Annotated in this window: 13 protein-coding genes and 1 pseudogene; 12 read left to right on the top strand and 2 right to left on the bottom strand. The window is 49.9% G+C overall.

Going from position 1 to position 13,919, the window contains the following annotated elements; genetic code table 11:
- From C162_RS07010 to C162_RS07055, 10 genes are all read left to right on the top strand, one after another.
- Window positions 1-267 (top strand): spore coat protein CotJB, encoded by a 267-nt coding sequence (locus C162_RS07010; RefSeq protein ID WP_036692822.1) that lies wholly within the window; start codon window positions 1-3, stop codon window positions 265-267.
- Between the two features lie 48 nt (window positions 268-315).
- Window positions 316-885 (top strand): manganese catalase family protein, encoded by a 570-nt coding sequence (locus tag C162_RS07015; RefSeq protein WP_036692823.1) that lies wholly within the window; start codon window positions 316-318, stop codon window positions 883-885.
- Window positions 886-1,143: 258 nt separating this feature from the next.
- Window positions 1,144-1,725 (top strand): hypothetical protein, encoded by a 582-nt coding sequence (locus C162_RS07020; RefSeq protein ID WP_036692825.1) that lies wholly within the window; start codon window positions 1,144-1,146, stop codon window positions 1,723-1,725.
- 397 nt (window positions 1,726-2,122) lie between these two features.
- Entirely contained in the window at window positions 2,123-2,341 is a 219-nt protein-coding gene (locus tag C162_RS07025) for a hypothetical protein (RefSeq protein WP_036692827.1), read from the top strand.
- 240 nt (window positions 2,342-2,581) lie between these two features.
- Window positions 2,582-3,766, top strand: coding sequence for an acetyl-CoA C-acetyltransferase (locus C162_RS07030; protein ID WP_036692828.1), 1,185 nt, complete (start codon window positions 2,582-2,584; stop codon window positions 3,764-3,766).
- A 34-nt stretch (window positions 3,767-3,800) separates the two neighbouring features.
- Complete coding sequence (locus C162_RS07035) at window positions 3,801-4,541, top strand: acetoacetate decarboxylase (RefSeq protein ID WP_036692830.1); 741 nt, start codon at window positions 3,801-3,803, stop codon at window positions 4,539-4,541.
- Between the two features lie 40 nt (window positions 4,542-4,581).
- Entirely contained in the window at window positions 4,582-5,250 is a 669-nt protein-coding gene (locus tag C162_RS07040; RefSeq protein ID WP_036692833.1) for a CoA transferase subunit A, read from the top strand.
- Window positions 5,243-5,905 (top strand): 3-oxoacid CoA-transferase subunit B, encoded by a 663-nt coding sequence (locus tag C162_RS07045; protein WP_036692836.1) that lies wholly within the window; start codon window positions 5,243-5,245, stop codon window positions 5,903-5,905. The genes C162_RS07040 and C162_RS07045 overlap by 8 nt, the downstream gene beginning before the upstream one ends.
- A gap of 98 nt (window positions 5,906-6,003) precedes the next feature.
- Window positions 6,004-10,341 (top strand): S-layer homology domain-containing protein, encoded by a 4,338-nt coding sequence (locus C162_RS07050; RefSeq protein WP_036692839.1) that lies wholly within the window; start codon window positions 6,004-6,006, stop codon window positions 10,339-10,341.
- A gap of 176 nt (window positions 10,342-10,517) precedes the next feature.
- Entirely contained in the window at window positions 10,518-11,429 is a 912-nt protein-coding gene (locus C162_RS07055; protein WP_256706354.1) for an Rpn family recombination-promoting nuclease/putative transposase, read from the top strand.
- Between the two features lie 79 nt (window positions 11,430-11,508).
- Here C162_RS07055 and C162_RS07060 read toward each other — a convergent pair.
- Window positions 11,509-11,733: pseudogene (locus tag C162_RS07060) on the bottom strand (short-chain dehydrogenase); the annotation flags it as partial.
- A 210-nt stretch (window positions 11,734-11,943) separates the two neighbouring features.
- On the opposite strand from C162_RS07060, the gene C162_RS07065 reads away from it, so the two are divergent.
- Window positions 11,944-12,549 (top strand): DUF1349 domain-containing protein, encoded by a 606-nt coding sequence (locus C162_RS07065; protein ID WP_036692846.1) that lies wholly within the window; start codon window positions 11,944-11,946, stop codon window positions 12,547-12,549.
- 5 nt (window positions 12,550-12,554) lie between these two features.
- On the opposite strand, the gene C162_RS07070 is transcribed toward C162_RS07065, so the two are convergent.
- Complete coding sequence (locus C162_RS07070) at window positions 12,555-13,100, bottom strand: hypothetical protein (protein WP_036692848.1); 546 nt, start codon at window positions 13,098-13,100, stop codon at window positions 12,555-12,557.
- A gap of 123 nt (window positions 13,101-13,223) precedes the next feature.
- Here C162_RS07070 and C162_RS07075 point away from each other — a divergent pair, with 123 nt between their 5' ends.
- Window positions 13,224-13,823 (top strand): TetR/AcrR family transcriptional regulator, encoded by a 600-nt coding sequence (locus C162_RS07075; RefSeq protein WP_036692942.1) that lies wholly within the window; start codon window positions 13,224-13,226, stop codon window positions 13,821-13,823.
- Window positions 13,824-13,919: the final 96 nt, after the last annotated feature.

The following is a 13,919-nucleotide window of genomic DNA, read 5'->3' on the forward strand; positions in this document are numbered from 1 at the left end:
ATGGAAGCTAATCCTTGTGAGCCCCGTTATTACGAGATGCTGGAGCAGCTGCAGGTCCTTGATTTTGCACTCGTCGAGCTGAATCTGTTCCTGGATACTCATCCGGAGGATGTGAAGGCGATTGAGCAGTTCAATCAGCTGACCTATGAGCGCACCAAGCTGGCGAACCAGTTCCAGGAGCTATACGGACCTCTGCAGAATTTCGGCCGTGCCTATTCTAAGGCTCCATGGCAATGGATCGAGAGTCCCTGGCCTTGGCAAGTCTAAGACATGAAGCCGGAAATGAAATAGCCTTAAGGAGGGGGAAGTTCACGAATGTGGATCTATGAGAAAAAGCTGCAATACCCGGTGCGTGTCGGCAAATGTGATGTGCGGATGGCCCGGTATCTGATGGAGCAATACGGCGGTGCGGACGGCGAGCTGGCTGCGGCGCTGCGCTATATGAACCAGCGGTATGCTATACCCGATAAGGTAATTGGGGTACTAACGGATATTTCCACCGAGGAATTTGCCCATTTGGAAATGATTGCCACAATGATCTACAAGCTGACCAAGGATGCCTCGGTGCAGGAGCTGGAAGCCGCAGGCTTAGGCCCGAACTATGCGCAGCGGGATCATGCGCTGTTCTACAACAACTCTGCCGGTGTTCCGTTCACAGCCGCCTACATTGCGGCCAAAGGCGATCCGATCGCTGACCTGTATGAGGACATCGCCGCAGAGGAGAAGGCCCGGGCTACATACCAGTGGCTGATTGACATGACCGACGATGTGGATCTGCAGGACAGCCTCAAGTTCCTGCGCGAGCGGGAGATCATTCATGCGATCCGGTTCAAGGAATCGGTGCAGATTTTGATCGAGGAGAAGGATAAGAAGCGGGTGTTCTGAGCGTTGATGCTACTGAAGTAGGTTATCCACAGGTCAGTTCGTCCACTTAACTATGAATAGATACTCTTGAAACACATGAAGAAATCGTTCTATTGGTAAAATGGAGATACCAGTCATCGTCATCCATTTTATAAAGAACGGTTTCTTTATGCATTCTGAAGTCTGGACAGCCTATATTCGAGTTTAAGGGATGGTTGTATAGCCTGATAAAGAATTTTGTGGTAGTGTTATTTGATATTAACCTTAGGAGGAAAAATATTGAATTTCAAAAGAGTTTATACAGTCTGGACAGTCATTCTTCTGCTGTTTGCACTGCCTGGCTGCGGTAATAATGAAGCCGTTAGTATGGAGCCGGATACATTCTCCAAACAGGACATGGCCATCTTCAAGGCAGATAATAGCAAGGAAAGGGTTAGCTATGGTATGAGCCGCAAGGCCGCAGAGAAGGTGCTGGGGAAGGGTACGGTAGGCCTGCCTAATTCGTATTCTTATGAATTCGGAGTGAGTGTAATCTATCGAGATAATAAGGTCGTCTCCATGGCGATGGCGGGAGAACCGCAGGGGGTCTACCGGACCGCTAGGGGAGCAGAATTAGGGATGAGTAAGACAAGGATTAAAGAGCTGTATGGAACGAAAGCTGCCATAGAGAATGACAAATATATGGATTATTACTACAACTCCGAATCAGGACAGTTGTATGAAAGGGCAGTTAAGGAATGGAACTCGCTCACCGGAGATGCGCTCAGGGACATACAGATGCTTTCGACATTGTATGATGAAGCAGGGAATGCCAGGATAATCATACTGATGGACGGGCAGGTAGCTAACACTGCGCAATAATCTGTGAGTGTTCTTCCATAGCTCTGGAACAGCATTCCTGCATTGTTAATATTGTTTCGCTATATAGTAGGTATAACCCGAAGTGTTACATAGAACTGTACATAACGCCTCCATGACCAGTGAAACTGGCGGAGGCGTTTTGCCGTAAATCCAATACCATAAGAAGGGAATGTGAGATTTTGCTGTCTAGATTGAACTCATTGCAGAGAAGATAAAACAAGAACGTATGTACCTTTTGTTATGTCGAATTCCACTAAAATGGAATAAACTCACAAGAGACAAGCAGGATATAACAGGAGGCGACTAAAATACCCTTACCGCATGATGAGGCTTTTAAGAAGCTGCTGGAGACGTTCTTTCAGGAATTTATTGAGTTGTTTTTCCTGAGCTGGATTCCATGCTGGACTACAGTGAGACCCGGTTTCTGATGCAGGAATTACTCGTGGACATTGTTGGCGAGGAAGCGCGGGAGCTGGATCTGCTGCTGGAAATCCGCTACAAAGGATGTGAACTCTTTTGGTATGTTTTCATGCGTTTTTCTGAAATAACCATTAATAACCAGAATATCAAAGGAAATGATAGTATGACTTCGTTGGGGGAGTGTACAAGGGCCTAGAGGTATCCATATGTAAAATTATGTATAATTTTGAGCGTTGAGGAAACCTGCGTTTAGACTTACACTAAATATGTAAATAAATACCAAATAATCAGATGGAGGAAGGCGATCAAGGCGGCTGAGCCGATCAAGCTAATCAAACTGATTAAGCCGATCTAAGCCGTAATGCATACTCTCTCATACATCGTGATAAATACCCGCATGTAAGTCCAATACCATCAGAAAGGAATGTGAAATTTTGTGAACAGAGTTGCATTGGTAAGTCCCTTACGGACTGCAGTTGGTTCGTTTAACAACGGACTTTCGACACTTAGTGCTACAGAATTAGGAGCAAATGTGATGACGGCCTGCCTTCAGCAAAGCCATGTAGAACCTGCGTTAGTGGAGCAGATCTATCTGGGCAATGTCCTTCAGGCGGGAGAGGGCCAGAATCCTGCCAGACAGGCGGCGCTGCAAGCCGGTTTCCCGATTGAAGTCCCTGCAACAACTATTAACACCGTTTGCGGTTCTGGGCTTCATGCCGTCGCTTTAGCTTACAACTCTATTCGGGCTGAACAAGGGAGTATCCTCATGGCCGGAGGGATGGAGAGTATGTCGAATGCCCCTTATGTCCTGAGAAATGCAAGAAACGGCTATAAACTTGGGAACAGCGAGCTGGTAGATACCGTGGTGTCTGACGGCCTGACCTGTCCGATCAATAAATATCATATGGGTATTACTGCCGAGAACATTGCTGAGAAATATCATATTTCACGATTGGAGCAAGATGAATTTGCTTATGACAGCCAGATCAAGGCCGCCGAAGCTAAACGGAACCAGGTTTTTGCCGAGCAGATTGTGCCCGTGATGACCACCACTAGAAAGGAAAGCGTATGGTTCTCGGAGGACGAGCATGTAAGAGGAGAGGTCAGCATAGAAAAGCTTGCTCATCTAAAGCCAGCTTTTAAGGAAAACGGGTCGGTTACTGCTGGGAATGCCTCGGGGATCAATGATGGAGCGGCTGCTGTGCTGGTCATGTCGGAAGACAAATGCAAGGAGCATGAGGTAGAGCCTTTAGCTTATATTAGGGGGTATTCACTGGTGGGCGTAGACCCTGCGTATATGGGGATGGGTCCGGTAAGGGCCATTAAGTCGCTGCTTAAGAACCAGAACATTCCTCTTGAGGCCATCGATTTGTTCGAGATTAATGAAGCCTTTGCGGCACAGGCCATCGCGGTATTGCATGAGCTTGAGATTAACCCGGAGAAGGTGAATGTTAACGGCGGCGCGATAGCGATTGGACATCCTGTCGGGGCCAGCGGAGCCAGGGTACTCGTTACGCTGGTCCATGAAATGGTCCGAAGCTCTAAACATTACGGTATAGCCAGCTTGTGCATCGGAACGGGGATGGGCATTGCCATGCTGGTTGAGAACGCACGTTATTAACACAATTCTGACAGAAAGGGAGTTTAAGATCATTATGAATGCAAAAGAGGTGCTATCGCTGCAATCCATGCCTGCGGCTAGTCCGGGTTACGGGCGTCCGCCCTACCGCTTCATTGACCGTGAATTTATGGTCATCACTTATGAATCCGACCCTGCGGCGATCAGACAGGCGGTCCCGGAACCCTTGCAGCCGGATGGCAGTAACACCGTGTCTTATGAATGGATCAAGATGCCTGATTCGTCGGGCCTGGGAAGCTATGAGGAGAGCGGGATCGTGATTCCGTGTACCTTTCAGGGGGAGCCCTGCAATTTTGTAGCCCAGATGTATCTGGATAATGCGCCTGCCATTCTGGGAGGACGGGAAATCTGGGGGTTCCCCAAAAAGTGGGCCTCTCCCCGCCTGACCGTTGCAGGCACAGAGACGCTGACCGGCACGCTGCACTATAACGATGTCCTGGTGGCCGTGGGAACGATGCCTTATAAGCATAACCTGCTGGATACAGAGGACACTGCTAGAGCTATCGCCAAAACCCAAGTGAATCTGAAGCTGATTCCCGATGTGGATGGGACCCCTAAGATTGCGCAGCTGGTTGCCTACACTCTTGAAGATGTTCACGTAAAGGGCGCTTGGACCGGGCCGGCCCGCTTAAGCCTGATTCCTCATGTGAGTGCCCCTGTGGCCGATTTACCGGTGAAGACGTATCACGGGGGAAAGCATTTTATTGCCGATCTAACGCTGCCTTATGGGAAAGTCATTCATGATTATCTCCAATAACCAGCTTGTCTCCAAATAATGAACAAGGAGCCTGAAATCTATGATAAACAAATTAATCTCCGCCGAAGACGCCGTGAAGAGGGTGAAGGATGGAGATACCGTGATGGTTGGCGGTTTTCTGGCTGGAGGCCACCCCGAAGAGCTGGTGCGTGCGCTTGTCGAGACGCAGTCAGCCAGTCAGCTCTCGCTAATTTCCAATGATACCGGCACCCCGGAATTATCGATCTATAAGCTGGTTAAAAGCGGCCGGGTCAAGCGCATCTATGCCTCCTACATCGGCTCCAATCCAGAGACCGGAAGACTGCTAATGACTAAGGAAGCCGAGGTGAATCTTTTTCCGCAGGGCACGTTAGCTGAGAAAATCCGGGCCGGAGGAGCGGGGCTGGGCGGTGTGTTAACTCCTGTAGGAGTAGGAACGATTGTCGAGGAAGGCAAAAGAAAGCTTGATATCGACGGGAGGGAGTATCTGCTAGAGCTGCCTCTCCATGCAAATGTGGCACTGATCCGGGCCCATAAGGCGGACGAGGCGGGGAATCTTGTGATTGACGGCTCTTCCCGGAACTTCAATTTCGTGATGGCGATGGCGGCGGATTATGTAGTAGCTGAGGTAGATACTTATGTTAAGCTCGGGGAGATTGATCCCAATCATGTCAACGTCCCTGGAATTTTGATTGATGCTATTGTAAAGGTGGGGAATACGCATGAATAACCGGGAATTTATTGTGAGAAGAATCGCCCAGGAGTTCAAAGACGGTGATGTAGTGAATCTGGGGATCGGGATGCCGACCCTGGCAGTAGACTATATTCCTGATCATGTCCAGATTATGCTACAGGCGGAGAACGGAATTCTCGGGGTAGGCCCCAAGGCGGCGAAGTCTGAGGAAAACATCGACTGTATCGATTCTGGCGGCAGCTTCGTGACCACGATGGCCGGCGCCTGCTATTTTGACAGCGCGGTCTCCTTCTCAATCATCCGTGGAGGGCATGTGGATATTACCGTGCTGGGTGCGCTTGAAGTCGATGAGCAGGGCAATCTGGCAAGCTGGATGATTCCGGGGAAAAAGGTGCCGGGCATGGGCGGCGCTATGGATCTGGTAGTTGGGGCCAAGCGGGTCATTATCGCTATGGATCATGTAAGCAAGGACGGGCAGCCGAAAATAGTCAAAGCCTGCAAGCTGCCCCTGACAGCGGTGCATGTCGTAAATACGATTGTCACTGAAATGGCGGTCATTGAGGTGATCCCGGACCAAGGGCTGATGCTGATGGAAATCGCACCGGGTCTGACTGTAGAAGAGGTTCAGCAGGCAACGGGGGCCGAGCTATGGATCTCCCCGGCCCTGAAGGCGATTGCTGTTGCTGTCTAATACAATAAAATTTAATATGCTTACATTGTGATGATTCTACGAACATATTACGCCGTTATGCTGACTACTAGAACAGACAACAAGGAGCGTGAAAGTTCGTGAGTAATTATCCATTTGTAAAGAAAGTATGGAGCGGAATCTTGGCTATGACGGTTCTGCTTCCCACCCTTACCCCAGCTCTATCTCCGTTACCGACTGCCTTTGGGGAGGCAGCGGAGACCAGCGGGGTCGTGAAGGTTGAGGATTTTGAACAGGTGAGCTTAGCGGACTTAACCTTTGATAGTGCCCGCATTCATAGCGGCAGTCTGGCGCTGGAGTCGAACCCGAAATACGTACATAGCGGAGCGAAGTCCTTGCGGATTGATTATGATTTCATTGGCATAACCGATAACCCCTCTCAGGTTGCCGTTGGGCCAGCAACTCAGCTAGCGCTGACTAACCGAACCCCTAAAAGAATCGGGATGTGGGTATATGCCAATCAGGAAGGTCATGGTCTTACCTCCAAGTTCTACGTTTCTTCCACCGGCAAATCCAAAACGTATGAAATCAGGAGTGAAGAGACCGGGATAGACTGGAGCGGGTGGAAGTATGTTGAGGCGGATATAGGTTCAGACCTGACCATGCCGGGTACCCTGGCCTTCTACTTCCAGATGAAAGAACGACAAATGAGCAAAAAGAATAAAGGCTCCATTTGGATTGATGACGTCAGGCTGATCTATGATGAGCCCATTAATGAAGATATGGATGTGCCTGTGTTAACTCCGGCGGCACCGGCTCCTAATCAAACCTTGAGCGCTCCTGTCTCTGATCTTATTCTATCAGCGAAGGATGCCAAGTCGGGCATTGATCCGGATTCCATCCGGTTAACGGTGGATGGTCAGGCTGTGGCATCGTCAACGTATGCCTATGATCTGAATCTTCAGCAGATTACCTATCACCCGGCTCTTCCGCTGGCCGGAGGTTATCATCAGGTGCTCGCAGAAGTGAAGGATAGGGCCGGCAATCCAGCAGCGGCCGAATATGCTTTTCAGATTGAGCATGGGGCCAGATTTATCTTGGAAGCCCCGGAGGAGGCTGTTAGTAATGAGACCTACCGGCTGAAGCTGAAGGCGACGGACGTAGGCGAAGCCAAGAGCTTTCATGCCAGAATCAAGTTCGATCCAGAGACATTGCAGGCAAATGTGATTACTGCACGCTCCGGCCTCAGCCATGTGCAGACGACCCTCGATAATACAGGCGGCTATGTTGAAGTCAGTGCCGAGGGACTGCAAGGGGATCAGGCGGATGCGCTGGCAAGTATTGATTTTGAAGTGAACCGGTCTGCGAAAATGGAGCGCGGAGAGACAGCTAAGCAGATGACCATGGTGGAGGGCAGTTTCGGGTATGGAAGCGGAATGCCAGTTCCTTCCTTAGCCTCCCCTCTTCCTTATAAGATCGGGTTTCCTTACAAGATCAGCATCAAGGGATCAGCCCTGAACACGCAGAATATCATCACGGTTACCTCTCGCGCAGGAGCGCCGGTGGAAGGAGCCGGGATTGATTTTACCGATACCAGCGGTCCTCAGACTTATGTGCATGTAACCGCCGATGGGTCCAAAGTATATGCCAAAGCCGATTCAGCGTCCGCAGTGCTCCTTAATGTTGAGAAAAACGCGCGGATGTTCGCCACAGCAGGCAGTGCCTCCGGATTCATCAAGGTGTATTTGCCGGATGGCAGCAAGGCGGGTTACATCTCATCCACAGATGTGGAGCAGAGTGATCTTAGCACAGGAATAGGCTTGACCAATGCCTTGGGAGAGATCCATACGTCCCTGACGAACCTTGCCATTGGCACCTGGAGCGTGCAGGCTGTCAAGGATGGCGGGACAAGCGAGAGTATCAGTATGAATGTTGTAGCTCCATTTGGCGGGGAAGATCCGCAATATGTGCAGACCTTTGTTACCGAAGATATGAAGACGATGCTGAGTGTAGGGTGGCAGAGCGCGCCAACCGTTCAAGAAGCTTACATCCAGTATATGAAAGATAGTGATTGGGTGGATAGTGACCTGGCGAATGCTCCGGCAAAAGCAGCCATGCAGCGTGCGCTCTCCGAGGTGGAGGTCATTCCTGAGGTTGCAGGCGGACCTATGGGCGAAATCAAGTTTCATAACGCATTAGTCACGGGTCTTGAGCCGGGTACGGGCTATCATTACAGAGTTGGCTACGATGGCCATTGGAGCGATTGGAACAATTATAAGACGGTGGAGGCTGCGCCGGACAAGCCTGTTTCCTTTGTATTTGTAACCGATTCGCATACCAAAGGGGACAATGGGCTGGAGACCTATCAGCAATTGATCAAGAATGCGTTCACCAATTATCCGGGTACCCAGTTCGTTATGCATGGCGGTGATATGGTCGATGACGGGGCGGTTTTGAATGAATGGAGCCAGTTCTGGCAAGCCTCGTCGATCTATTCCTCCTCTGTTCCTTCCGCGTATGCCATGGGGAATCATGATGTAAAAGGGGGAGGGAAGTACATTTTCGCCAAAGCCTTGGGGCTTCCTGTTAACGGACCTGAGCTCCAGAAGGAGTATGCCTATTCGTTCGATTCAGGAGAGGTGCATTTCATTGTACTGAACTCAGAAGCAGACGAAGTCACGATGGGCAAGCAAGCGGAGTGGCTGCGGGAGGATCTACTAACCAGCAACAAAAAATGGAAAGTTGTCATGTTCCACAAACCTGCCTATCATACCGAAGATGGACGCGGCGATCTGATTGAATACACGCAGACTTATTTTGCCCCTATTCTCGAAGAATTGAAGGTCGATCTGGTGCTGGAAGGCCATGACCATGTATATGCTCGGACCTATCCGATGAGCAAAGGCAAGCCACTGCCAAGCGGAGAGCAAGGAACGGTCTATCTGGACGGCGGAGCGTCTGGCTGGAAGTTCTACGATGGAAGCAAATACGAGTATCTGGATTTCATGTTTGACGAGGATGTTCCGGTCTATTCTGCCATTCAGGTGAGCCATGACAAGATCGTAATCCAAGCCCGCACTACGCAAAGCGCAGAATTAATTGACAACTATACGATTGTGAAAAAAGATGAGCGGACGCTAACCTCCGTGGCCGTAGCCCCGGCCGAATTGAAGCTGAATGTTGGTGATAAGCACGCAACGGTGCTTACAGCTACCTATAGCGATAACTCCACGGCCGATGTCACGAACCAAGCCATATGGACATCTTCTAATGAACAGTCAGCTACAGTAGACGCCCAGGGCATCATTCATGCCGTTGAAGTGGGCGAGGCGACCATCCAGGCGAATTACGGCAACCTGCCGCCGGTGAAGTTATCGGTAACTGTTCAGACAGAAGGTACGCTGCCTAAGCTACTGAAGCTGGCCGCCGATCCTGGTACACACACCTTGCAGGTGAACAAACAAGCGGCTTCCGTGATTACAGCGGTATATGACAATGGAGTAAGTACAGTGGTTACAGATCAGGTCCATTGGACGACCTCAGATCCTGGGGTCGCCTCGGTATCGGACAAGGGGATCATTACGGGTGTTGCAGCGGGGGATGGAGTAACGATTACAGCTTCCTTCGGCGGCTTAACCGTTGCGATTCCCATCGTGGTTGAGGGAGGAAAGGCACCGGTGGTAACGCCAACGCCGACAGCAACACCAACACCAACGCCACAAACGGGAGTAACACCGGCAGCAACGCCAACACCAAAGCCGGCGGTAACAACGCCAGCAACGCCAGCATCAACATCGTCACCAACAGCAACACCGACAGCGAAACCGACACCAGCTATAACTGCCGGTCCTATGAAGCCAACCGTAACGAGGCCTGTGCTTAAAGATGGATTGGACTTAGATACGCTTAAATCTATAGTTGCAAAAGGCCAGACAGCGGCTATTGTTTCATTCAAGGATGTGCCTTCCACGCTGTGGAGTGCCTCGTTCATTGAACGCGCAGCCCGCATGGGGATGATAACGGGTTATGCAGATGGTTCGTTCCATCCTGAAGCCAAAGTAACACGCGCTGAGTTTGCTGTAATGCTCACAAAAGCCTTTGGCTTAACCGGCTCACAGGGGAACGGATTCTCCGATACGCAGGGGCATTGGGCTTCGAAGGCACTTGCGGCGCTTCAAGAGCATGGAGTCATTCAGGGCTACGCCGATGGTTCCTTCCACCCTAAGCAGGAGATCACCCGTGCGGAAGCTGTGACTATGCTGGCGCGTCTTACGAGCTATGTTCCCGGCACGGCGGCACTATTCTCTGACCTCCCGGGAAGCTGGGCGGCAGAGCCAATTAATGCCTTCGCTAATGCGGGAATTGTCTCTGGGAAAGGCAACGGCGCCTTTAAACCGAAGGAATCTGCTTCCCGTGCTGAAGCTGTAGTGATGATCATCCGGCTCATGGATAAGCTTGTTGAAGCGGATAAGGAGTAGGTTAGATAGATAAAGCTAATGCTTCTGATCAGACAAGGGCAGCCATTTAATCGGGCTGCTCTTTTTTTAACGGACGAAACAAGAACGCATGTGCGTTTTATTATACCGAATTCCATTTAATTGGAATATACTCACAACAAACAAGCTGTACATAACAGGAGGCGACTAAAATACCCATACCGCATGATGAGGCTTTTAAGAAGCTGCTAGAGACGTTCTTTCAGGAATTTATTGAGTTGTTTTTTCCTGAGCTTGATGCAATGCTGGACTATAGTGAAACCCGGTTTCTGATGCAGGAATTGCTGGTTGATATTGTTGGCGAGGAAGCGCGGGAGCTGGATCTGCTGCTGGAAATCCGCTACAAAGGACTGGACGGTTATATTCTAATTCATCTAGAGCCGCAGTCGTATCGGGATAACCGGTTTCATGAACGGATGTTTATCTATTTCAGCCGTCTGTTTGAGCGCTACCGCAAAGAGCATAAGCTGATTATTCCGATTGCCATCTTCACTTCAGATGAGATCAGAGAAGAGCAGGACACCTTGGAGATGGTTATTCCTGAGCACCAGATTTTGCGCTTCCAGTTTCTAAAGGTGGAATTGCGTAAGCAGAACTGGCGAAGATTTATTGATTCGGACAATGCAGTGGCTGCTGCGTTACTAGCCAAGATGGGGTATACTACAAGAGAAGCAAGAGAAGTGCGCCGGGAGTTCCTGCGCATGTTCATGAAGCTGAAGACACGACTTGATCAAGGTCGGCTGGCGCTTGTGATGTCAGTGGCAGATTTATATTTCAAGCCGGACCGGGCCCAGGATGAAGAGATCATAAAAGAATTAATGATACAATACCCGGAGGAGGGTGAAGCGATTATGGAACTCATGCCAGCCTGGAAGCGTTGGGGATATGAAGAGGGTATAGCTGAAGGAATAGAAAAAGGGATAGAACAAGGAATAGAACAAGGAATAGAGCAAGGAATAGAACAAGGCCAGGCGGAGATTATCCGTAAATTACTGCTTCACGGATTTACCCCGGAAGAGGTATCCAAAGCGTTGGAGTTACCGGTGGAAAAGATTAAGAAGCTGATGTAAGCAGGCTTTCCCTAAATAACGTATACGCACACAGAGAGACCGTCTACCCTAAGACGGTCTCTTTGGTGCGATTCTTTTTTTATTCGATAAAGCTCTTCGTCGCCTCATACATTTGGGCTGCATATTCGTCAATCTGGTCCCGTGACATGCGCAGTCGGTCCACAGAAGTGCCGTATCCGATCTCTTGGAGTCCCTCAGCGAGTCCCTGGAAAATCCCGTCCGTGAACGCAGCTAACGGCTCGCCGTGTACATGCAGCCCTGTTCCGCCGAGATCTGTATTTACGGCCGGCGGTGCCACCTCAAGCTTCGCCAATGGAATAATAGTTCATCTGGAGACCTCCAAGTGATTATTTAGGTGTCGACAGTTATAGGATACGACTTAAACCATGGTTTAAGTCAACCTCATTTTCTGGAGTCTGTTAAAATATGGTTTCCGGCAGGTTTGCCATTTTGCTATAGTATAAGAATGCGTTTACAATAAATTGGAAAGATCCAAAAATAGGAGGACTACCAAATGACCAAGACTAATTTCGCAGCATACCAGTGGATGAATGAAGGGACGATCCGGTTTGAGGAAGATACAGTGATTATGAGTGCGCCTGCAAAAAGCGATTTTTTCTGCAATAACGGGGCAGTTGCGGAAGAAGGGCTGACGCCTGAGAATCTGACTAATGCGCCGTTCTTCTATACTGAAGTATCCGGGGATTTCGTGCTGCGGGTGAAGGTGAGTCATGACTTCCGGGACACGTACGATTCTTCTTCCATTATGATGATGCAGGATCTGTCGGTCTGGGCGAAGGCCTGCTTTGAGCTGACAGATTTCGATACCCATGCGGTGGTCAGCGTAGTTACGAACCAGACCTCGGATGACGCGAATGGCTGCAATATTGAGGGCAATGAGGTATGGCTGCAGGCCGCAAGGTCCGGGAATGCTTTTGCTTTTCATTATTCGACGGATGGCGTACAGTTTGATATGATGCGTTTCTTTACCCTTCCGGTGGGAGATACGGTCAAGGTCGGATTGTTAGCGCAAGCCCCTACCGGCGATGGCGGGGATAGAATATACAAGGATTTCTCACTGGAACAGCGGACGGTGAAAAATATAAGAGCCGGCGTCTAGCCGGCTTAGTTTGAACGCTTGGCCTGTCGGGGCCAGATGAAATAAGTAACAGTGATGATCAGGTCAATACCGACCACCACGGACCATACGGTCAGGATACTTAACAGGGCTTCCGTACGGGCGGCGTCGTCAATCCACATTATGAGACCATAGAGAATACCGGCAGCGAGCACAAAAGAGAGCAAATGCTTCACCCAGCCCTGAAAATAATGCTTGGCATGGTCCATGCCGTAACGCTTGGCCGGCTTCGCTCCTTGCTTGGTAACATAGTAGCGAAAGCGTTCGTCGGCCCAGGCGATCATGCTTTTACCGAATACAATGGACACGGAGATATACACAGCTGCAAGCGCATGTGCTGTCGTAGCGGTAGCACCTTGTGCCAAATCCACGCCGGAGATCATCAACAGAAGGATATCGAGGACCGGAGTCATCGCCAGCAAAATCAGCCCCAGTGTTGGCCGCTTGAAGATATAACGCGCTGTAAAGCCTGCAAGAATAACCACCCAGAACAATACCTCACAGGTAACAATCGCCCATGCAACCAGATTCATATCGCACCCCTTGTTATAGTTGATAGTAAGTATAGCTTAGTCGAAGTATATCAGCGGATTTTAAATAATACAACCGTATTATTTAAATTGTGCTTATCAATTCCGGTATGCTACAATATGGTCATGCCAAAAATTGTAGATCATTCCGAACGAAAATCGAATATTGCCGAAGCCACCTGGCGGGTCATTATCCGGCAGGGAATCAAAGGGGCTACAGTGCGTAATATTGCTGCCGAGGCGGGTGTATCCTTGGGTGCGCTGCGCCATTATTTCTCTACCCAGCAGGAATTGCTGGAGTTTGCTATGAATCTGGTGAAGGAGCGCGTAACAGCGAGAATTGTGTACATTATGCAGTCGGAGCTTCCTCCACGGGAGCAGATCTTGCAGGTGCTGCTCGAGCTGCTTCCTACGGACGACAGCAGCATGGCTGAGATGGAGGTATGGTTCGCATTTACCTTCCATCTCAAGACTGGCGGGGAGAGAGCTACTGAGCTTAATGATGCGATCTATCCGCTGATTGTCCAAATTATTGACTATCTGGATCATCATGCGCTCTTCAAGCCGGGGCTGGACAAGGGCGATGAAGCCGAGCGGCTATATGCCCTGATTGATGGCCTGGCTCTTCATGCCATGCTTGAGCCTGACCGGATGAATAAACAACGTGTGATCCGTGTGCTGAATGTTCATCTGGAATCTATCTGCAGAAGTGGAGCGGAACGGTAGAGCCGTCCGCTCCGCTTTCTATTTCTACCAAATTGTTCTAGAATGAATAGGTGCATATAGCAACCGGTTGGCGGGACCCGCCGGATTCAGAGAGGA

This window comes from Paenibacillus sp. FSL R7-269 (genome assembly GCF_000517865.1).
Taxonomy (GTDB): Bacteria; Bacillota; Bacilli; order Paenibacillales; family Paenibacillaceae; genus Paenibacillus_AQ.

Excerpts from the sequence above, each read along its gene's own strand:
- C162_RS07010 (WP_036692822.1), top strand. The coding sequence starts at position 1 with ATGGAAGCTAATCCTTGTGAGCCCCGTTATTACGAGATGCTGGAGCAG.
- C162_RS07015 (WP_036692823.1), top strand. The coding sequence starts at position 316 with ATGTGGATCTATGAGAAAAAGCTGCAATACCCGGTGCGTGTCGGCAAA.
- C162_RS07025 (WP_036692827.1), top strand. The coding sequence starts at position 2,123 with ATGCTGGACTACAGTGAGACCCGGTTTCTGATGCAGGAATTACTCGTG.
- C162_RS07035 (WP_036692830.1), top strand. The coding sequence starts at position 3,801 with ATGAATGCAAAAGAGGTGCTATCGCTGCAATCCATGCCTGCGGCTAGT.
- C162_RS07040 (WP_036692833.1), top strand. The coding sequence starts at position 4,582 with ATGATAAACAAATTAATCTCCGCCGAAGACGCCGTGAAGAGGGTGAAG.
- C162_RS07045 (WP_036692836.1), top strand. The coding sequence starts at position 5,243 with ATGAATAACCGGGAATTTATTGTGAGAAGAATCGCCCAGGAGTTCAAA.
- C162_RS07065 (WP_036692846.1), top strand. The coding sequence starts at position 11,944 with ATGACCAAGACTAATTTCGCAGCATACCAGTGGATGAATGAAGGGACG.
- C162_RS07070 (WP_036692848.1), bottom strand. The coding sequence starts at position 13,100 with ATGAATCTGGTTGCATGGGCGATTGTTACCTGTGAGGTATTGTTCTGG.
- C162_RS07075 (WP_036692942.1), top strand. The coding sequence starts at position 13,224 with ATGCCAAAAATTGTAGATCATTCCGAACGAAAATCGAATATTGCCGAA.